Annotated in this window: 19 protein-coding genes, 1 tRNA gene and 1 pseudogene; 11 read left to right on the top strand and 10 right to left on the bottom strand. The window is 50.0% G+C overall.

The window, feature by feature from the left end; all coding sequences use genetic code 11:
- Positions 1 to 44: 44 nt before the first annotated feature.
- Positions 45 to 1,691 carry a DUF3373 domain-containing protein gene (locus tag B5D39_RS05835; protein ID WP_078789456.1) on the top strand — a complete coding sequence of 549 codons (1,647 nt, stop codon included), beginning with the start codon at positions 45 to 47 and terminating at the stop codon, positions 1,689 to 1,691.
- Positions 1,692 to 1,875: 184 nt separating this feature from the next.
- Positions 1,876 to 3,141, top strand: a complete 1,266-nt coding sequence (locus B5D39_RS05830; protein ID WP_078789455.1) for a DUF6178 family protein — start codon at positions 1,876 to 1,878, stop codon at positions 3,139 to 3,141.
- Positions 3,142 to 3,454: 313 nt separating this feature from the next.
- Here the strand turns inward: B5D39_RS05830 and B5D39_RS05820 are convergent, their stop codons facing one another.
- Complete coding sequence (locus B5D39_RS05820) at positions 3,455 to 4,243, bottom strand: polysaccharide deacetylase family protein (RefSeq protein WP_078789453.1); 789 nt, start codon at positions 4,241 to 4,243, stop codon at positions 3,455 to 3,457.
- A 47-nt stretch (positions 4,244 to 4,290) separates the two neighbouring features.
- On the bottom strand, positions 4,291 to 4,746 hold the full coding sequence (locus B5D39_RS05815; RefSeq protein WP_078789452.1) for a universal stress protein: 456 nt from the start codon (positions 4,744 to 4,746) through the stop codon (positions 4,291 to 4,293).
- A 181-nt stretch (positions 4,747 to 4,927) separates the two neighbouring features.
- On the opposite strand from B5D39_RS05815, the gene B5D39_RS05810 reads away from it, so the two are divergent.
- Positions 4,928 to 5,710 (top strand): IclR family transcriptional regulator, encoded by a 783-nt coding sequence (locus tag B5D39_RS05810; protein ID WP_078789451.1) that lies wholly within the window; start codon positions 4,928 to 4,930, stop codon positions 5,708 to 5,710.
- A 90-nt stretch (positions 5,711 to 5,800) separates the two neighbouring features.
- Here B5D39_RS05810 and B5D39_RS05805 read toward each other — a convergent pair whose 3' ends face one another.
- From B5D39_RS05805 to B5D39_RS05780, 6 genes are all read right to left on the bottom strand, one after another.
- The gene (locus tag B5D39_RS05805) at positions 5,801 to 6,244 is read right to left on the bottom strand and encodes a hypothetical protein (protein ID WP_078789450.1); all 444 of its coding nucleotides are present in this window, start codon (positions 6,242 to 6,244) and stop codon (positions 5,801 to 5,803) included.
- A gap of 79 nt (positions 6,245 to 6,323) precedes the next feature.
- Positions 6,324 to 7,451: an ABC transporter permease gene (locus B5D39_RS05800; protein ID WP_078789449.1), complete on the bottom strand. Its 1,128-nt coding sequence runs from the start codon at positions 7,449 to 7,451 to the stop codon at positions 6,324 to 6,326.
- A 2-nt stretch (positions 7,452 to 7,453) separates the two neighbouring features.
- Positions 7,454 to 8,599, bottom strand: a complete 1,146-nt coding sequence (locus B5D39_RS05795; protein ID WP_078789448.1) for an ABC transporter permease — start codon at positions 8,597 to 8,599, stop codon at positions 7,454 to 7,456.
- The gene (locus B5D39_RS05790) at positions 8,599 to 10,131 is read right to left on the bottom strand and encodes an ATP-binding cassette domain-containing protein (protein WP_078789447.1); all 1,533 of its coding nucleotides are present in this window, start codon (positions 10,129 to 10,131) and stop codon (positions 8,599 to 8,601) included. Before B5D39_RS05790 ends, B5D39_RS05795 begins: the two co-directional genes overlap by 1 nt.
- Before the next feature lie 14 nt (positions 10,132 to 10,145).
- Entirely contained in the window at positions 10,146 to 11,132 is a 987-nt protein-coding gene (locus B5D39_RS05785; RefSeq protein ID WP_078789446.1) for an HlyD family secretion protein, read from the bottom strand.
- 178 nt (positions 11,133 to 11,310) lie between these two features.
- Positions 11,311 to 11,502 (bottom strand): hypothetical protein, encoded by a 192-nt coding sequence (locus B5D39_RS05780; RefSeq protein WP_078789445.1) that lies wholly within the window; start codon positions 11,500 to 11,502, stop codon positions 11,311 to 11,313.
- Positions 11,503 to 11,664: 162 nt separating this feature from the next.
- On the opposite strand from B5D39_RS05780, the gene tadA reads away from it, so the two are divergent.
- From tadA to B5D39_RS17445, 8 genes and pseudogenes are all read left to right on the top strand, one after another.
- On the top strand, positions 11,665 to 12,147 hold the full coding sequence (gene tadA / locus B5D39_RS05775; RefSeq protein ID WP_078789444.1) for a tRNA adenosine(34) deaminase TadA: 483 nt from the start codon (positions 11,665 to 11,667) through the stop codon (positions 12,145 to 12,147).
- Positions 12,148 to 12,205: 58 nt separating this feature from the next.
- Positions 12,206 to 12,293, top strand: a tRNA-Ser gene (locus B5D39_RS05770).
- Positions 12,294 to 12,469: 176 nt separating this feature from the next.
- A complete protein-coding gene (locus B5D39_RS05765; RefSeq protein WP_078789443.1) occupies positions 12,470 to 13,708 on the top strand; it encodes a tyrosine-type recombinase/integrase in 1,239 nt (412 codons plus the stop codon).
- A gap of 27 nt (positions 13,709 to 13,735) precedes the next feature.
- Positions 13,736 to 14,179, top strand: a complete 444-nt coding sequence (locus B5D39_RS05760; protein ID WP_078789442.1) for a hypothetical protein — start codon at positions 13,736 to 13,738, stop codon at positions 14,177 to 14,179.
- Positions 14,180 to 14,863: 684 nt separating this feature from the next.
- The gene (locus B5D39_RS17450) at positions 14,864 to 15,061 is read left to right on the top strand and encodes a helix-turn-helix transcriptional regulator (RefSeq protein ID WP_078789441.1); all 198 of its coding nucleotides are present in this window, start codon (positions 14,864 to 14,866) and stop codon (positions 15,059 to 15,061) included.
- On the top strand, positions 15,027 to 15,773 hold the full coding sequence (locus tag B5D39_RS16925) for a hypothetical protein (RefSeq protein WP_161947427.1): 747 nt from the start codon (positions 15,027 to 15,029) through the stop codon (positions 15,771 to 15,773). Before B5D39_RS17450 ends, B5D39_RS16925 begins: the two co-directional genes overlap by 35 nt.
- Entirely contained in the window at positions 15,760 to 16,155 is a 396-nt protein-coding gene (locus B5D39_RS05745) for a plasmid mobilization protein (protein WP_078789439.1), read from the top strand. The genes B5D39_RS16925 and B5D39_RS05745 overlap by 14 nt, the downstream gene beginning before the upstream one ends.
- Positions 16,152 to 16,574: pseudogene (locus B5D39_RS17445) on the top strand (relaxase/mobilization nuclease domain-containing protein); the annotation flags it as partial. The gene B5D39_RS05745 and the pseudogene B5D39_RS17445, both read left to right, overlap by 4 nt.
- Positions 16,575 to 17,931: 1,357 nt before the next feature.
- On the opposite strand, the gene hsdR reads toward B5D39_RS17445, so the two are convergent.
- Both hsdR and B5D39_RS05730 read right to left on the bottom strand, forming a co-directional pair.
- Positions 17,932 to 20,334, bottom strand: coding sequence for an EcoAI/FtnUII family type I restriction enzme subunit R (hsdR, locus tag B5D39_RS05735; RefSeq protein WP_078789437.1), 2,403 nt, complete (start codon positions 20,332 to 20,334; stop codon positions 17,932 to 17,934).
- Entirely contained in the window at positions 20,331 to 22,457 is a 2,127-nt protein-coding gene (locus tag B5D39_RS05730) for a hypothetical protein (protein WP_078789436.1), read from the bottom strand. Before B5D39_RS05730 ends, hsdR begins: the two co-directional genes overlap by 4 nt.
- Positions 22,458 to 22,493: the final 36 nt, after the last annotated feature.

The following is a 22,493-nucleotide window of genomic DNA, read 5'->3' as shown; positions in this document are numbered from 1 at the left end:
ATTTGTCAGGCAAGACCACCTGATTTCCGCGAAAGGGGCGAAACATGCGTAAAGCAAACAAGTTGTTGCTATCCACCGTACTTGCTCTGGCCATCCCGGCTGGCGCCATGGCTGCAGAGGCTGATCTGCAGGTTAAGATTGACAGGCTGTCCCAGCAGATGGAAGACCTGAAGGGGCAGGTTCAGAAAATTGAAGACAAGTCCCTGGGTAAATGGCTGCAGATTGGTGGTAACTATCAGTTTAGGATGGACAGCCTACATGGTAAAACAGCTGCATATTCCGACGCTTATGGCACTATGCAGAACATGCAGATGTATGCTCAAATGCAATATTTTTCAGGCAACACGACTCCTTACACGACTATGACCAGCATGATGGGGCTTACCAATTACAGTGCTGCTGCTAATTTCCTTAATACCTATGGCATGGCACTTCAAGCCATGATGGGAACAGCTGGGGTTGTTCAAGTCCCTGCTGCAAAAATCCAAAATGAAACCATGTATAGCAACAAGTTTAACCTTGATCTGAAGGCCAAGGCCACCAAGGACGTGACCGTCAACGTTAGGCTGGGTATGTACAAGTCCTTTGGCAACCAGGATGACAAGGCTGTTAACGGTAACGCCTATTTTGCTGACCGCACGGGTATATTTGATGGTACCCTCGGACATGTGCCGTCTAACAGCTACCTGAATGTGGACCGCGCCTACGCCACTTGGAGCAACATTCTTGATCAACCGGTCTGGTTCTCGGTTGGCCGTCGTCCTGCCACCGACGGCGCACCTACCAACCTGAAGTCCAACAACGAGCGTCCCGGTAACGGTGGTACCCCGGCCCTGCTGGTCAACTATGCCTTTGACGGTATGACCTTGGGGTATGCACCTGATATCGATTTCCTTCCAGGATTCTACGCAAAGGTTTGCTATGGTCGCGCTTTTGAATCAGGTTTTCGTAATACCCCCAACAAGAGTAGTCTGAAGGACACGGATATGATGGGCGTAGCAGTGATACCGGTTGATACCGACCCTTTGCGCGTCTGGTTACAGTGGAACCGTGGCTTTAATATCTTTGACTTCCCGACCATGAATAACACTGCCTTTGGCAATACGGCACCATCAGTAAACTTGGGTAGCATCGACTGGTATGGAATCGGTGTCATGTCGTCCCTTAAAAAGGTTGGCCCCGGTGACCTGAATTTCTTCTTGGATGGCGGCATGAACGTGACCCACCCAACAACTGCTGTCTCTGCCAATGCTGGTTTCCAAGGTTTGCTGACAGGTGGCTTTATGAGTCCTGAAGCCCCATCAGACAAAACCGGTTATGCAGTATTCGCTGGTGTACGTTATGACCTCCCCAGCAAAACCAAGCTTGGTTTTGAATTCAACTATGGCACCAAGAACTGGATTCCCTTCGACCCATCTGCAGACGACATGTGGACCTCCAAGCTGGGTACCCGTGGCAAGGTCTATGAGCCATACATTATTCAAGAGATTGATCTAAAACCAATCTCCTCCTTCTTTGCGAAGACCTTCTTTAAGTTAGGCTACCAGTACTATGATTTTGAGTACACTGGTAGCAACAACTGGGTTGGAGCTCCGATCAAAATTTCTGATATTACTGCTAACACCATGTTGCTTCAGGGAGCAGTAAAGAATGCTCACGACATCTATGGCACCTTCGAAGTTCATTTTTAACCTTTAAAACGCAACGTCTCTTTTGGTGGTGTAATGGGCGAGTCTTCGGACTCGCCATTTTTTGTGGTTGCTTGACTCACTAGAAGTGGCACCTGACATGATTAAATCCTTCTGACGGATGCTTTGTATTCATGCTACTATGCCAAAATCTGCCGGACTTGGCATTTCAAGGAGAATACAATAGATGGAACAGAGCATATCAACCGTTGCTACAGACAACCGCCTGCAGTGCAACGAAGAAGAGTATTACAAGCTGCCTTTTGAAGACAAACGTGCCTATCTCGCCAGCCTGCCCCCCACCGATAAAATTGAACTGATTTTAAACGACCCGGAGGCAAAGAAGCTGATCCGGGCGATGCTGCCCCAGGAGCTGTATTGGTTGTTCAAGGAGATTGACGTTGCTGATGCAATGGAGTTGCTGGGTGTGGCAAATCCACGTCAGTGCGTTTTTATTCTGGACATGGAACTTTGGCGGGGCTGGGCGCTTGAAGAGGATAAGGCGGTTGAGTATCTTGGCTATATCCTGAAAGGTTCTGATGAGCATTTCATAGAGCTGTTGCCCCATCTGGATTTTAACCTGCTCTCGCTCTTTCTGGGGAGGGAGTTGATTGTCACAGGAGGCGTAGGCGATCTTAATACTGATGAAGAACGTCAAACCGATTGGGATCATACCTTTGATGACCTGTTCCTGATCAAATTCAAGAACCAGAAACATGCCCAGATAATCGGTTCCTTTCTGGAACTGGTCTGCCGTTACGACAATCGCCTTTACGTTGCCCTGATGGAAAGTGTCAGCGGTGAAATTGATACTGAATCAGAAGAAGAGTGCTACCACCTGAAATCAGGGCGCCTTGCAGACCTGGGTTTCCCCCCCTATGACGAGGCGCTTGAAATCTATTCCCGCATCAACCCGGAGACGTTTATCCCTGGCTGTGACAAAGTATTGATTCAATCAGCTGAATCAACCAGTCTTCCCAGAACCGTCGTGGCCGGAAACACCTTTCTGGAGCAGGTTATCCTGCTGGTTGATTCGGATCTTTTCAGGATGGAGCTGAATTACCTTATCAACACGGCACTGGTGGCTGATCAGGCACATCTCGCTGACACGGATTATATGCGGGCGGTGGTTGAAAGGGTGTACGGCTATCTGAATATCGCCCTTGAGTACCTGTGCAACGGGGATCAAGGCAAAGGGGCGGAAATCCTTACCGGCGAACATCTGAAACGACTGTTTCAGTTGGGATTCAGTATTGTACTGGGCCTGAAGCTCAGGGCAGACAGACTATCAGATGAAACTTATGCCACCGGCAAGGCGCTTTCAGGCCTGAAGAGCGCCAGACCGCTCTATTATCGCGGTTTTGATTCTGATGGCATTGACGGTTACCGGGAGTTTAGGGATCTGGAGGATATACAACGTATGTCTGATTTTCTGACGGAGCTGAAAGGATAATGATCCTATAAAAAGCAGTTTACCGCAGAGGACGCAGAGGTTCGCAGAGAAGAACAGGATTTTAGATTTATTTAACTGTTTTTCCTCTGTTTTTCTCTGCGTACGCTGCGGTAAAAACAGCTTTTAAGATGATAGGGCTAGGAGTCTGTTTGCTGCTTGCTGTTCAACGCCTCATACAGTGCAATCTGTTCTGCTTGGGAAAGCTGCTTGCGGCAGCAATCCTTTCTGAGGCACAGGTTGCAACGATCATCGGAACACCACTGACAGAAGCGACAATCCGGGCAGGGGTGTTTTTTGGCAGGCTCATCCTTGTTCAATAGGCCACATTCCTTTTAACCGCATTCCCCTGCATCAACTGCGCAAAGGCCTTTTCCTTATCTGCATTGATCAGCAGGTAACGGGGCAGGATCTGCAGCTTTTCTCTGGCCGTGGCATGGCGGCGCTCGATGGAGAAGGTACTGACAAACCCGGCTTCCTTTGCCTTCTGCAGCAGGTGATCATCATAAATGCCAAACGGCCAGGCCAGCAGATCCACCGGTCCGCCCACCTCCTGCTCCAGCTTTTTACGGGACTTCAGCAACTGCTCCATCACCAGCTTGTCATAGGCTGCCGGAGCCAGCTTCCGCTTCTCACGCTTAAAGTTGGGATGCCAGTAGGTATGGGACTGGATATCAACCAGCCCGGTCTTCTTCAGTTCGCGCAGTTGATCCCAGGTCATGGCGTACTTGGCGTTGGAGATGGCTGACGGATAGACAAAAATGGTAACCGGATAGCGATATTTTTTGATGATCGGCAGCATGTCGCTATAGACCGTTTTGTGGGCATCATCCTCAACAATAACAACAGATTTTGGAGCCGGAGCAGCACCTTTGCCCTGGTACCACTGCACCAGTTGACGCAAGGGAATCACCTTGTAGCCGTTGTCATGCAGGTACTTCATATGGGATTCAAAGACCGGGGTGGTGATGGTCATGCCATCGGCCACCGTGGGTCCGAAACGATGGTACAGCAGGATGGGAACCGAAACGTCAGGGGCAACAGCAGCAAAAACAGGAGAAGACAACGAGACCAGCAGCAACAGGACAAGCAGAAAACGAGACATCACAACACCTTTCAAGATATAAATACGGGGAAGCCCCCAAAATAGTATTAGGCCCGGACAAGATAGACAGAACAGGGAGCCAACTCAGCAACCCGGCGGGAGACAGACCCTTTCAGACGGCGTTCAAGAAATCCTTTACCGGAACTGCCGATTACGATTACATCTACCCCTTCCTGCTTGGCAAACTCAACCAGTTTTTCTGCCGGTTCGCCTGCCTCAACTATCATCTCAAGGGGCACATCATATTCAGCGGCAGATTTTTCTACAATATAGAAGATCCGTTTACGCAGATCATCCCACTGTTCGGTCTCCGTCAGCGGCTTGACCGGAACAAAGTCAGAATAGCTTGAGCTTTGGGCATTGGGGACCACCAGCAAGGCAAAGACCTTGCTTTTAAACTGGCTCCGGTTGCCTGCTGCCATCCGCACCGCTTCTTCAGCGGCCTTATCCGAATAAGGAGAACCATCAATTGCAACCAGAATTTTCTTTCTTAAATTCAGCATGCCCGCTCCGCTTTGTTTTATTTTTAGGCAGATAGCACGAAATACAGACCGACTTCGTGGTAAAAATATAATGCAATTATTCATACTTGACAATTATAAAACAAGATTCTATATAATAGACCCAACAGTAAGTTAAGTAGTAGTAAACTTCACCATCCTAACCCTTCAGGAACCGACACCAATGGCAAAAAAAGAAAAATCAGAATATCTTATTCAGGCTGTGTCCCACGCCCTTGATCTGCTGGAGCAGTTCCACGGAGAAACGGACGAACTGGGCGTTACAGAGCTTTCAAAGCGGCTTAAACTCCACAAAAACAACGTCTTCCGCCTGCTGGCAACCCTTGAATCCCGTGGTTACATTGAGCAGAACAAAGTTACCGAGAACTACCGACTGGGCCTGAAGACCCTGGAACTGGGGCAAACCTTTATCAAACAGATGGGCCTGCTCCGCCAATCAAAACCGGTCATTGAGGACCTGGTTAAAACCTGCAACGAAACCACCTATGTCGCGGTACTGAAAGATTTCCACATCATCTATCTGGACAGCGTTGAAACCACCATGACCGTTCGGGTCGTTCCCAGGGTTGGTTCACGGCTGCCTGCTTACTGCACCGCTGCTGGCAAGGTCCAGATCGCCTATATGAGCGGCGAGGAAATTGATCATTACCTGCCGAACCGTGAGCTGGAAAAATTTACCGCCAACACCATTTCTGACCGCGAGGTACTGAAAAAGCAGCTGGCTGAGATTGCAGAACAGGGCTATGCCATTGACAATGAAGAGCTTGACGAAGGGGTCAAGTGTGTCAGTGCGCCGATCCGGGACTATACCCGTCGTATCATTGGTGCTGTCAGCATCTCTGGCCCTTCAATGCGCTTTTCAGACGAACGGGTCAGCAAAGAACTGCTCCCACTGGCAATCAAGGCGGCTGAAGAGATCTCAACCAAGCTGGGCTACCAGAAGTAGCACCAGCTATAGCACGAAAAAGCGAGGGGGAGACCGAAAACCGGTATCCCCCTTTTTGTTCAACAGCACGCCCAAAAACAATCAGTAAACCTAGAACAAGGTATCCCGATTCATAATACCATCAATAAAACCAGCACCTTTAGGCCCTTTGTAATCAACACACTTGGCCCACGCCACCAGTGCCAGATCAAGGTCCTTTTTCTGCTCGGTTGACATTGCATCATAGCCCAACTCTTTGGCTGGGGTCAGCAGGACCTGCACAAACTGGCGATAATCAACTGACGCGGGCAGCTTTTCCACCACGCAGGTACAGTAGCTTTCAACGCCCACCACCTTCATGCACTGCTCACGCTTGGCAGGTATCGACTGTTTTTTCAATTTAAGAGCCGTCAATTCAGTGATCTGCTGTTCAAGTTTCTTGATTTTCTCCATCAGCTCAGCCTGTTTTTTAGGGTCCATCTCATCGGCAGCCTGGGCCGCACCGTTCCAGACCAGACAACTAACCAACAGCAGACACAGCACCATCTTTTTCATGTATCACCTCGTCAGATTATGATGCAAATCAGCCGAATGACCTTAACCAGTCACCCTGCGCTTGTCAACCAGAACAAAATCAACCCACGGTCTTCCTGAAGCGTGCCACCGCAACCCCAAGCACGACACTGCCGATTAAAAACAACATCAGCACCTGTTTCCAAAGAATCAGCAACCCAACCCCCTTCAGATACAGCCCCCGAATAATCTCCATATACCAGCGTACCGGATTGATCTCTGTCAGCCACTGCACCGGTTCCGGCATATTCTCTACCGGAAAGGCGAAGCCGGACAGCAGCATGGCGATGAAGATAATGAAAAATGCCGACATCTTGGCCTGCTGCTGAGTCTGACTGATGGTGGAGAGAAACAGACCGGTACCCAGTGAACTCATCAGGAACAGGCCAGTGGCCACGACCAGCAGCAACAGGCTACCCCGCACCGGCACCCGGAAGACCAGCCAGCCCACCAGACTGATCAGGAACACGTTGGCATAGCCGATCAGCACAAACGGCAAGGTCTTGCCCAGAATGAACTCATACTTACGGATCGGGGTCACAATCACCTGTTCAATAGTGCCGATCTCCTTCTCGCGCACCACCGCCATGGCCGACAGCAGCATGGTGATGATGTAGAGGATGTTGGCGATTACCGCTGGCACATAGAACGGCGGACTGGCCAGATCCGGGTTGAACCAGGCCCGGCTCTCCATCCGCACTGCACCGGGCAGCAACGGGCCACCGCTACGGGACGCCTGCTCCGACAGCAGTTGAATATTGCGGGCCTCAGCAAAGCGGGAGAGATAGCCCAGGATCACCCCGGCGGTATTGGAGTCAGAACCATCCACCAAGGCCTGTACGTTGGCGGTCTGGCCTCGCCCCAGTTTTTCTGCAAGACCATGGTTAATGACGATAGCCACCCGTATCCTGCCGGAATCCAGCATCCTGGAAGCCTGACGTTCATCATCCAGATTGGCCACCTGACGAAAATGACCGGAAGCAAACATCACCGTCAAAAGCTCACGGCTTTGAGGGGAGTTGTCCCGGTCAATCACCGCCGTGGGAATCTGACGCACATCCATATTAACCGCATAGCCGAAGATAACGGTCTGGATCATCGGCAGAATAAACAGCACCACCCGCATCCGTGGGTCACGGAAGGTCTGGATAAATTCCTTGATCAGCATGGCTTTTAAGCGTTCAAACATAGCTATCCCAGCTTCTTTTTAAACTTCAGCACCGCCACGGACAGGATCAACGCGGCAAAGCCCACCAGGAACAGGGCCTGGGGCCAGAGGGTTTCCATCCCCACATCTTTAAGGTAGATCCCCCGCAGGATGGTGACAAAGTAGCGGGCCACCACGATATGGCTGACCGCCTGAATCGGAGCTGGCATATTCTCCAACGGAAAGATGAAACCGGACAGTAGAAAGGCGGGCAGCACGGTGACCAACAGTGCCAGCTGGCTGGCCAAAAGCTGACTCTTGGCAATAATGCTGATCAGCATCCCCACTGCCAGCGCACCCACCAGAAACAGCAGCGACAATCCAGACAGCAACAGCAGGCTACCTTTGAGTGGCACACTGAAGACATAGTAGCCAACCCCAACTGACAACAGCAGATCCACCACACCGATGCAGAAATAGGGGGCGAGTTTGCCGATGATCAGTTCCCATTTGCGCACCGGCATGGTCACGATCTGTTCCATGGTGCCGGTCTCCCACTCCCGCGCCATACTGAGCGAGGTGAGGAGCGCGGCCACGATCATCATGATCACCGGAATCAGGCCGGGAAAGATAAAGTTTCGTGAGACCAGGTCGCTGTTGAACCAGACCCTGGGGCGAATTTCCAACGGTATCGGCTGAGTGGCTCGTTGCGGAAAGCGGCGTTGCAGGGCAGCCAGACTGATCTGGCGTGACCAGGTCAGTACAATCGCCTCGGCATAGCCCTGGGCAATGGTGGCGGTGTTGGGATCGCTACCATCCAGAATAAGCTGCAGGACCGGCTGCGTACCAGCATCAAGCCTGCCTGCAAAGTCGGCTGGTATCACCAGCGCAATCAAGGCATCCCGACGGTCAACCGCCTGTTCAAGCTGTTGGTAGGAGGCGGCATGCAACCGCAATGAAAAGTAGCGTGAACCTTCAAAACGACTGATCAGTTCCCGGCTTTGGGCTGTATTGCTCTGATCCCAGACCGCTAAAGGGACACGATCCACATCAAGGGTCAGGGCATAGCCAAACAGAAACAGCATGATCAGCGGCATCAAGATGCCCAGGGCCAGACTGCGCGGGTCTCGCAGCACATGCAGAAACTCCTTGCGGCCCACGGCGGTTATGCGGCGCAGGAAGAGCGGCATCAGACTACACCCTCCTGCCTATCCCGTTCTTCAATCAGATCAATAAAGACCTGCTCCAGGCTGGGTAACAGACCATCCACCATTCGTTGCTGTTTCAGCTCAAAAGGCGTCCCCACCGCCACCAACTCCCCGCGATAGATCAGGGCCAAGCGGTCGCAGTATTCAGCCTCATCCATGTAGTGGGTGGTAACAAAGACCGTGACACCATCAGCTGCCAGGTGGTGGATCAGCTGCCAGAAACGGCGACGGTTGAGGGGATCAACCCCGGCGGTTGGTTCATCCAGAAAGATGATCGGCGGTTTGTGCAGCAGGGCGCAGCCCAGGGCCAGCCGCTGCCTCCAGCCTGCAGAGAGCTCACCGGCCTTGGAATGGCGACGTTCAGCCAGCCCGGCCATCTCAATCACCCAATCAGCCCGCTCAGCCAGCTGTTTGGCAGGCAGCCGATAGATGCCGCCGTAGAAGGCGATATTCTCTGCCACGGTCAGGTCTTCATACAGAGAGAATTTCTGGCTCATGTAGCCGATGTTTTCCTTGATCAGCTCGGCTTGGGTGGCAACATCATAGCCCGCCACCTGGCCATCGCCACTGCTCGGCTCAAGGATGCCGCACAGCATCCTGATGGTGGTGGATTTTCCGGCACCGTTCGGTCCAAGGAAGCCAAATATCTCCCCTTTCGGCACGGTCAGACTGATCTTGTTGACGGCAATAAAATCGCCAAAGCAGCGGGTCAGCCCCTCAAGAATGACCGCAGGAGCAGCGGAGCGCAGATCAGGCGCTGGCCTGCGCTTGACTGCCGTATCCGCCCCTTCTCCCATGACGGTAATAAAGACATCTTCAAGGGTGGGACCTGCAATAACCGGATCTGCCAACGCCTTCAGGTTCTGCGGCGTGTCACAGGCCAAAAGCCGGCCGTGATGCAGCAGCCCAACCCGATGACAGCGCTCCGCCTCATCCAGGTAAGCGGTGGCCACCACAATGGTGACCCCTTCAGCCAGCAGGGTATCGAGAATACGCCAGAAATCGCGGCGGGAGACCGGATCAACGCCGTTGGTAGGCTCATCAAGGAACAGCACCGTGGGAGTATGGATCAGGGCACAGCAGAGCCCCAGCTTTTGTTTCATGCCGCCGGACAGCGCACCGGCACGACGCTTAACAAACGGCTGCAGGCCGCTCATTGCCAGGAGGCGCTCGGCCCGTGTGATCCACTCCCCCTTTGGCACGCCGAAGATATCTGCATGGAAGCGAATATTTTCCATTACGGTCAGGTCAGGGTAAAGCCCGAAGCGCTGGCTCATGTAACCGATATGGGAGCGGACCGGCTCCAGATCATGACAGGCACACCCCAGTACCGTGGCCGCGCCACTGCTGGCATCCAGCACACCGGTCAGCATCCGCAGGGTAGTGGTCTTGCCTGCTCCGTCAGACCCCACCAGACCGAACAGTTCACCCTTGGGAATGGTAAGGTTCAGATCATCAACGGCAGTCAGATCAGCGAAGAGTTTGGTGAGGTTGGAGATTTCAATAGCATGCATAGGGCTGCGCTGGATTACGGCGTCGCAATTACGGCGTCCACCGGCATACCCGGCTTCAGCTCCTGCTTCGGGTTGGCAATGGTAATCTTGATCCGGTAGACCAGCTTAACCCGTTCTGCCTCAGTCTGGACGTTACGGGGGGTAAACTCGGCTTCTGAGGCGATAAAGCTGACCGTTCCCTGATAGGTCCGCCCTTTCCAGGTATCACTGCTGACTGAAACCTGCTGGCCCAGCTTGATCTTGCCCAGTTGCGTCTCCGGCAGATAGGCCCGAACCCAGACCTCATCCATTTTGGCCACGGTGATCACCGGACTACCTGCGGCCAGCAGTTCACCAGGCTCGGCATGTTTGGCCATGACGGTGCCACTGATCGGCGCTGCAAGAACTGCTTGTGACAAACGGGTATCAGCCAGAGACCTGGCTGCAGCGGCACCTTCCAACCGGGCTTGAGCCTGCTTTATGGTGTCAGGACGGGGGCCAACCTTTACCAGCCTCAACCGTTCATCCCCCTCACGCACTGCAGCGGCGGTTGCATCCTTTGCTGCCCTGGCGGCATCAAGCTCCTTACGCGGTATCACCTCTTTTTTAAACAGCGCCTCAGCACGGGTTGCATCCTGAGCTGCCCGGTCCGCCTCTGCCTTAAGGCGGGCAAGGGTTGCTCCGCTGGCAGCAATCTCTTCCTGCCGACTACCTGCCTTCAGATCTGCCAGAGCAGCCTGTGCGGCCTGCTGATCTGCAGACCGGACGGTACGCTCATCCTTCAGCTCGTCATCATCCAACCGGGCAACTATCTGCCCGATCTTTACCAGCTGCCCCTCATCAACCAGCCGCTCTTTCAGCCGCCCCGGCACCTTGAAGGCAACTGCCACCGTGGTGGTTTCAATGGTTCCGGTAAGCCTTAGCACGCCACCATTCACCGTTTGGTTCCGTCGCATTACAACACCTACCACCAGTGCAATAACCGCTGCACCAAGCAGTATGAGAAATATTTTCTTGTTCATCGAAACCACTCCCTTACGCCCAACGTTGTGCTGTTACCTTAATAGCACAACAACCATCAGGCGGCTACTCCCCTGCCGAAGCCAGCCCGGACCCATAGGCAAAAAAATACTCCTGAAACCAGCTGGCTTCAGGAGTCAATAAAAACTATTGGTGCCGCTTACTGTGCTTGCACTTACATTAAGCGTAGGTGGAAAAACCAGAAACAGAGCTTTGGCTTGGCTGAGGCATCGACTGGGCACCCTTCTGGATCATCTCTGCGATCTTGCTCTGCGACTCTGCATTCATCTTGATCATCGATGCTGACAGCGCCTGTTGGCTCTGAGATGACTGCATAAGAGCTGCTGCACCTGCTATTGAACTTACGTCCATGGTTGCACCTCCTTCTCTTGCTGTTAGTATTCCACTCCACCTGAAATAATGCAAATATTTATTGGACTGAGTCCAACACTATTCTCTATTATCGCATCTGACGCATGACCAACTGCCCCACTGACTTCCCGGTGCTCACCGGGCGTGACAAGGAAAAACGAGATGATACGTACTCACGATTACTGGATGAACAAGGCAATTGCTGAAGCACGTAAAGCAGAGGCCATTGCTGAAGTACCGATCGGCTGCGTCATTGTTCAGGACAACAAGATCATTGCCCGCGCCCACAACCTGCGCGAAACCAAACAAGACCCCGCTGCACACGCCGAGCTGTTGGCAATTCGCAAGGCTGCCCGCCGCCTGGGTAACTGGCGGCTGCTTGAGAGCACCCTGTATGTAACCCTTGAGCCCTGCCTGATGTGCATGGGAGCAATATTACTTGCACGCATTCCCACGGTGGTCTTTGGCTGTTTCGACCCCAAAGCCGGTGCAGCCGGGTCATTGTATGACCTTTCCAACGACCCGCGACTTAACCATAGCTGCGAACTGATCAGTAACATCAGACAACAGGAATGTTCCGGTCTGTTAACCGCTTTTTTCTCTGAGCTGCGTCGAAAAAAGCGTAGCATACAAGGACAAGGTTGAGTTTTTTGCCTGCATGATGTATAGACAATGCGGCCTGAGCAATCAGGCCGTTTTTTCAGGAGGGGTGTCCGAGAGGTCGAAGGTGACAGACTCGAAATCTGTTGTACCGCAAGGTACCCAGGGTTCGAATCCCTGCCCCTCCGCCAGCAACTAGTCCGGCATAGTCCGGCTTTATATGTAAAGCCCCTTAAATCAAGGGGCTTTTTCTTTTTTGTTGTATGACTAACTCTGTATTGATATGCTTCCCTCTGGAAGTTTTTACGGTTTACGTTACGGTGTTCGCAAAACACCGCATAAAAACACCGTAAAAAAAGGGGGCTCAATGCCTAAGCGGGTTTTACCACTTACCGACCTACAAGTTAAAAACGCCAAGCCAAAGGACAAACAGTACAAGCTGACCGATGGCGGCGGTCTCTATATCCTGATCACCCCCAGCGGCGGGAAGCTGTGGCGCTTTGATTATGTGTTTGACGGCAAACGCAAAACCCTCTTTCTTAAGTCTTACCCGGAAATAACGCTCTCGGAAGCACGCCAGCGACGCGATGAAGCCCGTCGTAAGCTCGCAAACGACATCGACCCAAATCAAGAGAAAAAAGCAGCCGTAGAGGCCGCTGAAGTCGCTGCAGCCTCCATTTTTGAAGTAGTGGCCGGTGAATGGTTTCAAAAGCGTAAGCTGGAATGGGTAAAGAGCCACGCAGTATCAGTCAAAGGGCGGCTTGATAACTACATACTGCCAGCATTCGGCAGTAAACCGATTGCAGAGGTCACGGCTGCGGATGTCCGCACCATGCTACTTAAGATAGAGGCGCGAGGAACTGTAGAAGCTGCAAAGCGGGTAAAGGTTATTTGCGGTCAAGTGTTTAGGCATGCCGTGGCCCACGGTTTGCTTGAATATGATCCATCAGCGGCCCTGAAGCCTTCCGAGCTGTTCCGCAAAGTTGAAAAGCGCCACTTTGCAGCCGTCACCGACCCGAAAGAACTTGCTCCCCTACTGCGTTCAATAGACGACTATACCGGCACTTTAGAAACCCGCTGCGCCTTACGACTGCTTCCCATGCTATTAATGCGCCCAGGAGAACTGCGGCACCTTGAATGGTCGGAAATTGATACTGCGGCTGCACAGATTAGTATTCCAGCTGAAAAAATGAAGATGCGCAATGCCCATATTGTCCCCCTCTCCAATCAGTCACTATCAATTTTGGAAGAGATCAGGCCACTGACAGGCAGCGGAAGATATGTTTTCCCCTCTATATTATCGTCAGAGCGCCCCATTTCAGACAACACCTTAAACACCTGCTTTCGGCGCATGGGGTATGACCGTGACACAGTAACCGCCCACGGCTTCAGGGCAACGGCCCGGACTATTCTCGACGAGGTGTTAGGCTTTCGGCCTGATATTATTGAACATCAGCTTGCACATGCCGTCAAAGACCCAAACGGCAGAGCTTACAATCGGACGGCGTTTATTGATGATCGGCGGCGGATGATGCAGCACTGGAGTGACTACCTTGACGGCCTGAAGGCGGGGGCGAAGGTGATCCCAATCAAGCAGGTGGCCTGACCACAACTAAACACAGGAGGGTAGACAATGCTTAGAAAATCAGGACTATTTGTTGTTTTTACGTTATTGACTGGTTGTGCTGGAGTCCCCATACAGAAGGCAGAAACCCTTGATTATGACAAAACCTGCACCCCAAATTTTGTAGTAACCGGCGCGCCTGCTACAGGAAAAACACTCAAAAGCCATAGATATTTTAAAGGCAAGACCAAACAAGCAGCTTTTGACAATTTGCTATCCTCAATAGCCTCAAAGGGTTATCAAATTATCAACGCCAATAAAGAACTAGGGATAATTTCTGCTTCTCAGGCAGTCATTAACGGGCGTGGCGCAACAGTACCTTTGAATGTCATGGTGAAAAGCACAGGACCGTCTGTTATTAGAGTTGATTTGACTTTTAGCCTCACCGGTGGACTTGTTGCTTCTTCAAACGACGCAGCTATAGAGTTTTGTAAAATATATCAATCAATATAACCAATCACCCCGCCCACAGGGTCCGCAATTCTAGCCCGATGACGTGCATGCCGACTGGCTGCTCATCGGTCGGGAATATGGACCTTGTGGACGGCCTGAACGCCTCTTCCAGCAAACCACCAGCACTGCCATTCTGCCAGCCAAACAAAAACATTCAGCGGAATTAGGAGGAGCAAGGGCTAACAATAGTGCTGCACAATTCGGCCCCGCTTCGCAGTTCCAAATTTGCAGCACTATTGTTCAACCCCGCCCTTGCCGCCTGAAGGGGGAACGAAGGCCACTCCCTCTGGTCGGCCTTCTAAAAATCACACCATTACTGCAAAAAAATCTGCCTGTTTTCAGTCCTAAAATTGCACAGCTTTTTAAACCATCCCCACCTCAACCCAAACATTAAAAATCAGAAAAATACAGACCCATAAAAATAATAAATATTTTTTTGGGGGTACAAATTTTTTAGATTTTGTTTTTTTAGCATTAACACTATCTGGACACCAATTTTGTTTATGTAAAACATCGCTTTTTCATTTTTTTATTTTTACAAACATCTCTCAATGTGCTCGTGAATGCAATTTGTATTATCTTATATCACATTGAAATTATTACGCTTTTTTGCTTTACAGACCAAGAGAAAAGGCGTAAAAGACAGACAAGGGCAGCAAAACAAAGCATTTAAAGGAGTTATGCATGCTAACTAAACAATATTACCGATTGAAGGAAGTAATACAGCTCACCGGAGCAGGTCAGAGCACCCTGTATCAGTGGCAGCGGGAGGGTCGGTTCCCAAGGCCTGATTTGCGCCCAAGCAAGAGGCTTTGTCTCTATTCTCGCGAGTTATTAGAACGGTGGTTTGAAGACCAGAAAAAGGCAGCAGCACAAAGTTAAGGGGTTAAAAGTGGCTTATAGACCATTTAATTTCAAATTTTGCGCAGCTGAATTTTTCACAGAATTGCAAAAAATAGAGGATGATGCGGAACGAGGAAGGTGGGCTGTGCAGCTCGCAACTGACCTTATTACCCTGCTTCCTAAAACTGAATATGGAAAGCTTCTTATTTCTCAAACAACTGATTTAATTAACAAAAGGTCTGAATCTGGCAAGCTTGGAGGGCGACCACCAAAAAGCAAAGGTTTTGATTTGGTTTCGCAAGATAAAAGCGAGCCAAAACCAAAACCAAAGCCAGAAACAGAACCAGAAAAAGAAAAAGAAAAAGAAATAACAACAACAACTACAGATGATTTTATTTTGATGGCTCAGACCTTGCTGTCGGTTTGGTCTCCAGCAGCTGCCGCAGTTGATGCAGTTGCTGCCGCACTGGTGGCCGGAAACAGCATTGAGTTTATAAAAGCTCAAATTGAATACTCTCGCGCCAACGCCAAAGCCAACCCCTCAGGGTATCTGCAGGCAGCATTGAAAGGCGATTATGCTGGATTCAACGCCTCTGCCCAGATTAAGGCCGCTGCAACTGCCAAAAAACAGGCCAAGCAGGCAGCAGAAGACGCAAGGCAGGCCGAAGAAGACGCCGCACTGCCCACGTTAACAGGCGATCAGTTTTTTTTAAATGTTAATCAACTGGAGGGCTTCAATGCAAAACAATGACTACGGTCCATTTGAACCGCTGCCGCCAGATACACCGGCACCCACGCCCCACCGCAAACGCGGGCCAACACCTAAACCCGCCGATGAACAAAGGACCCACCGCATAGCCGTTTATCTTTCTCAGGCTGAAATGAAGGTGGTCTCAGGTTTCAGCGAGTTATCTAATGTCTGCCCCGCAGCTTACCTGCGAAAAGCTGCCTTGAATACTCCTCCTGTAGTTATTCCTGAACTAAATCAGCTAGTTTGGCAACAGCTAAGCAATGCAGCAGCCAATTTAAACCAGATTGCCAAGCAAATTAACTGCGATGATTTAAGTGTATTAGAAGAAGTCAGGACGGCTTTAATCCGGTTCAGACAAGCCCTTGTGAAGCCCCATAAGTGAAATCAAAGATCACCAGAGGCCGAGATTTTAGCGGTTTGTGCCGGTACATCCTCCGTCATTCCGCCCAACCGGACCTGATTGGAGGCAACCTTGCCGGTGCTGGTGCTGCTGATTTAGCCAGTGAATTTGTACAAGTTGCAAACCTCAGACCTGACATTGAAAAGCCGGTCTGGCACTCCAGTCTGGCCCTACCAAAGGGTGATACGTTAACAGATCAGGAATGGAATAAGATAGTTAGAGATTATCTTGAAGACTTGGGGTTTGATCCACTAACCACACCATATGTTGTCGTAAGACATAAAAATACCGGATCAGATCATGTGCATATATCTGCAAGTCGAGTCAATTTGTCGGGTGGATTATATCTTGGTCAAAATGAGCATTTAATTGCCACCCGTATTTGTCAAAAACTTGAACGGAAGCATGGCCTTACCACTACCCTCGGCCCGGATCACAAGGCTCCAGCCAAGGCCTTAAAAACCCAAGAAAAAGCCATGCAGCAGCGGACTGGCAAGGTCCCACCGCGCCGCTGCCTACAGCATTCAATTGACAATATTATTAATAACAGCATCAACTTAACCACTGAAGACTTCATCAAAAAGCTGGCCAAAGTTGACATAACTGCCAAACCCAACCTGTCAAGATCCGGCAAAATGTCGGGCTTTAGCTTTGAAATCAATGGGATAACATTTAAAGCCTCACAATTAGGCAAATCATATGGCTGGCAAGCGTTGGAAAAACGCCTGCAACAGTCTCAGCAGGTCAAGTCTCTGCCCCTTACTACAACGTCTCCCAAACCCGCCAGGGAGGTTGCCAGGTCAATCAAGCAACCTGTCACTACACCACACCCGGCCAATGCTACAACCGTTGTCACAACTGCTGCTGCCGAGCTTACCACCGGCCTGCTGGATGATCAGGACGTCAATAAAATAGCTAGCTTAATCTGCGGGTTAACCAAAGAGGGCATTGGATTGCCTCTGCCATCTCCGCCTTCTACTCAACAGACAAAAATCCCTAATGTTGAGCAGTTACATGTTTCATATTCTCCCCCCAAACCGGCATTTATGGCAATTCGGGACGAAAAAGACAAAGCGAAAGTCACTGATAACAAAACAGAAATAAAGCGTTTATCGTCTGAATTATGGCTAGGAAAAAAGAAAACAAAACGTCGCCAAGGTATCATCATCCGAATTATCAACTGGCGTCGTAAGCAGATCTTAACCAAAGAAATTGAGCGCTTAAAGCGTCGTAATGCAGATCTCAGGGCCAAGGCAGAGGCCCAGATCACGGCACCGCAAGCACCCACAACCCGCCAGCAATACGATCAGATTATCGTTGATTTCTGTAAGCTTCAGATTTCAAAAGACACGACATTACAACAACTTAACGCTAATCAAAAAGCCTATGAATTAGCACTTCAGCAGACTGGAACCAAGTTGACCGCCCTACAAAATCGTAGGGCTGAAGTCCTAAAACTCGGCAAGGAGCAGGGATGGGAGCCACACACCCCACCACCTCCAATTTGGCAGCCACTGACAAGAAACAAACACGCTACTTGGAAAAATGATTTAAACCATGCTTCCAGCGAGTTAGTTAAATTGCAAAATTTTGAAATTCACCAAAAGCGCTATCTTGAACAGATACAGCAGGCCAGTAAGGCCCGCCAAATTGAGGTTTGGAGCAATGCAAGGAGAGAGGTAGAGCCTAGACCACAAATGATTAAATTTATTCATGAAAACAAGACCGAAAAAGGTTCTAATATCAGCACTAAAAGCCTTAGAACCGATCAGCCCGTTGCTGATAAAGATACTGCTGAAATCCGGCAAAGGCCTGCCCGATCTCCAGCGGGGTCTGGCCAAGGTCGGCCACCGCATCAGGGATGGAATCACGGTATTTGAGTTTAAGTAGCGGTGTCAGCTTTGACTGATCCAGTTCATCCACACCGATTTCCACGTAATGAGCCAGCACGAAGTCCAGAAAAACCTGCAGCTTGTTGTTGAAGTGCTGGGTGATCAAGGTACGGGCCTTGCCTGCCCGTTCTTCACGGGTCAACGGTGGCATGGCGTATGCCACATGGGCCAGCACATCAAACAGGTCACTCTTTTCTGCATCAATAATCCGCTGCATCTCAGCCAGCTGGTCATGGCCGAACCCCTTTTCTGCCAGTCCTTCCAGCAGCTTCTTGCGGGTATCCGGTCTGCTCCAGAGGTTGCGTAGCTCTTGCTCATTCTTGAAGAACTCCGGCAACCTGCCGAACAGCAGCTCCATAAACTGCTGGGCTGACATGGGGGTACCGTCAGGGTGCCAGAAGCTGGTAACGGTCATGTGCTGAATGTTCCGCTCTTTGCCGTCAGCCAGCTTGACCTTTGCCTTCTTCTTGCAGACACATGGAGTCTGGCCGCATTTGAAGCATGGCGGCGGTGGGTCTTTGATACAGACACAAGGGCGCTCGCCACATCCCGGGCATGGTTGCGGTGGCTGCTTGACGCACTCGCAGGGATAGCAGCCGCACGTTTCACATGCCTCCGGCTCAACCGGTTCACCGTCCCACTCAGGATCACAGAAATGATGGTGGGCCTTTACGAAATCGTAGATGGTAAAGTACTCCTTGCCATCATACAGCCTGGTTCCCCGTCCGATGATCTGCTTGAACTCAATCATGGAATTAACCGGCCGCATCAACACAATGTTACGGATGTTACGGGCATCAACGCCGGTGGAAAGTTTCTGTGAGGTGGTCAGGATTGTCGGGATGTTCTTCTCGTTATCCTGAAAGTCCCGCAGGTGCTGTTCACCCAATACGCCGTCATTGGCGGTTACCCGCTGGCAGTAGTTGGGGTCAGAGCTGGTCTTAAGCTGATTGATCAGGTCACGCACCGCCAGGGCATGATCCTGGGTGGCACAGAACACCAGGGTCTTTTCCTGCTGGTTAATCATGGACAGGAACAGTTCTACCCGTTTCTTTTCCCGCTCCTTGATCTCAATAATCTTGTTAAAATCAGATTCCTCGTAAACCTTGCCTGCTTCAATCTGTCCCTCTACCACCGTATCATCAGGGATGTAGATATACTCATCCAGGGTGGTGGAGATCTGCTTGACACGGAACGGGGTCAGGTAGCCGTCGTTGATGCCGTCCTTCAGTGAGTAGATAAAGACCGGCTCACCAAAGTAGGCATAGGTATCTACGTTGTCCTTGCGTTTGGGGGTGGCGGTCAGGCCAAGCTGCACCGCAGGGCTGAAGTATTCCAGAATCCCCCGCCAGTTGCTTTCGTCATTGGCACCGCCACGGTGACACTCGTCGATGATGATGCAGTCAAAGAAATCCGGCGGATACTCGCCAAAGTAAGGGGTGTCATTGTACCCGCTCATAAAGGTCTGGAAGATGGTGAAGAAAATACTGCCGTTCTTGGGAACCTTGCCCTTTTTCCTGATCTCTTCCGGTTCAATCCGCACCAGGGCATCTTCAGGAAAGGCGGAAAAGGCGTTGTAGGCCTGATCTGCCAGGATGTTGCGGTCTGCCAGAAACAGGATACGGGGCCGCCGGATCGGTTCCCCTTCCTTTTTCCAGTCGGTCAGGTTCCAGCGGCTTTGAAACAGCTTCCAGGCAAGCTGAAAGGCGATAAAGGTCTTGCCGGTGCCGGTGGCCAGGGTCAGCAGGATACGTTCTTTGTTGTCGGCAATAGCCTCCAACACCCGTTCTATGGCGATGTCCTGATAGTAACGACCCTGAAAGTACCCGCCCCGATCTTCAAACGGCACGGCGGCGAAGCGGTCACGCCAGTGGTTACGGGTAGCAAAGGTCAGGTTCCAGAGTTCATCAGGGGTGGGATAGTGTGGCAACTCACCTTCTGCACCGGTTTCCCTGTCGATGCCATAGACGCCTTGCCCATTGGTGGCATAAGTGAAACGAATCTCCAGCTTACCGGCATACTCCTTGGCCTGGGCAACCCCTTCAGTTAGCGGCTTGTCCCACGCCTTGGCCTCCACTATTGCCAGCTTGGTGTTGCGGTATTCCAGCAGATAATCAGCCGACAGAGCCTTACCCCTTTTGCCGTGGCCTTCGATGCGACCAAGGGTGATCGGGTACTCCCGACGAATGCGGCTGCCTTCCACCACACCCCAGCCAGCGGATTTCAGGGCAGGGTCAATATGTTCGGCTCGGGTTTCGGCTTCGTTCATGACAACGTTCGCTTTTCAGTGAGCTTTTTTATGAAAATATCATTACGTCTTCGAGCACGCTCTAATAGTACTGAGTACTTAATAACTTCGGTGTAAAGTGTGCCGTCTCGGCGACCATTTTCGCCCACTATGACTTTTTTGGGCCTGAACAAATAAGCAAATTGATAGGATTCAACGAAATCACCATCATATCCCCTAACATCCCTTGGCTCAATTCGCTCGCCAATCAGATAGCCATAGAAAGTGTCAATCTGGTACTTGTCTTTTGTAAAGTTTCTTATCAGGGTTGAGTAAAATGTTATTTGGTTTAAATGCTCTGAAACATTTACATTTGTATTTTTGAATTCAATTAGAATGCATTTGCCTTCATCTGGAAATAGAAGCACATCAGGCTTTTTCGTAATTCGATTCTCGTCTAACGACCTTAAGTATCTGTTCTCTTCTTCAGAAAACTCGCTTTTGAAAATCTTATCGCCTTCTATTTCAACGTCACAAAGACGGCTCTCAGATGCACCCTTGAAATAGATAAAGTCTTCATTTATCAACCACAAATCACTTTCCTCAGGAGAGTTGGAGCTTTGTTGGAATATCAGGTTATGAAGAAGCTTTTCATCAATGTTTCTACCGCCAGTCCTCTGTACATTTAGCTGACGGGCTAATATTTTGCCAAAGAGCTCAAGAACCAATTTTCTTCGTGCAACATAGTGGGTAAGAGCAACACGATTTTGTAGCGGTATTGCCTTTGTTAGGTCAGAGGTCAGCTTTGCAAGGTCTTCTTGGTAGTTTGACGCTGTAGTGTCAAGGCTCTCAATACTTTCAATATTCTTTTTGATTTCAGCGTCCTTTTTGGCAATAGCTTTTGAATCAGCCGCATACACTTTTTCGAGTATTTTTTCCTCGGGCTCATCCAAGCTAAAACTCAACTTTCTCAATGTTTCGCCATTGAGTAAGAACATGTTTTTTAGTTTGTCAATATCCTTGAGTTTTTCGTCTTTCCTTGCCCGTATTAGCGGGTAAATATGAGTAATTATCGAATTGGCTTCCGATTCAATATCATCCAAGAATATATATTCCTCACCATACAGATTCGTGTGGGATGCATTAGCTTGCTTGTACTGATCTCGGCGTTGAATGTTTATAGTGCCTCTTGTATCTCCATCTCGATCATCAATATAGCCACCAGAGATCATGAACAAATAACGGTAACCATCAAGCCGGTCATGTGCAGAGAGATTTTTCAACTCTAAGCCAGAGTCTGGAATGATTTCACCTTTACTTGTGAACTTCAGATCATTCCGTTTCAAATCGTGTGCGGGAATTTTAAATGCTGTAAGCTTGAGGAGCTCAGACCTATTGCTTTTTTCAAACTCCTTCCCATCTATGGAGAGCCTATGATAGTGAACTTCCAAGTCTCGTTCACTATCCCTCAAGGGTATATCTTCTTTTGTAATGGACTGTTTTTCAAGCACCTCTCCATCTAAATAATGAGTAATACTGATGGTTGGCATTTTTTCGCTATTGTTGCAAAACTCCATCATGTACCGTGCAATAAGAGCTTTTTTTAGGCCGTCTGCTGTCAGCTTGTTATAGGCATGTTCGTCATTTTCATTCAAAATACCGTGTAAAGTAACTACTGTTTTTGTTGAGCTATCCTGCGTTTCCTCCAATTTGTGGGCAGAGATAATGGCGTTCTTTGAAAGGTAGTGCTGAGATAAAGTAAAACTCCTTTGTTTGAAGGCATCACCTTCTTTGAACACACTGAAATATTTGGCTGTATCGAAAGAATGGAGAATTTGGATTCTGCCGGACCCGTTGTTAAAGAAACCCTTACGATTGTCCTTAAACCTCGTCATACGACCAAAATTTTCAGTGTCGAAGCCTATCCCGGAGTCTTCAATTACTATTTCATGAAGTTTGTATTCATCAGCGTTCATGCTTTGGCGTGATAAAATACTAATTATTATTGAACCATTATCAGCCACTGACTGCTTGAGCTTAATTGATTCAAGGGCGTTAGTAAAAATCTCGAAAATGGGTTGAAAGTGCTGCTTTGATTTTTTTATATCTTTGAGGACGTTTGGGTAATAGATGCCATCGCTAATTATGAGTGAATTTTGCTCCATGCTCATAGCTCCCCGACGAATGCTTGATTGAATTCA

It is taken from the genome of Trichlorobacter thiogenes, assembly GCF_900167465.1.
Taxonomy (GTDB): domain Bacteria; phylum Desulfobacterota; class Desulfuromonadia; order Geobacterales; family Pseudopelobacteraceae; genus Trichlorobacter; species Trichlorobacter thiogenes.
Note: the sequence above shows the minus strand (reverse complement) of the source record. Positions and strands in the feature narration are given on the sequence as shown.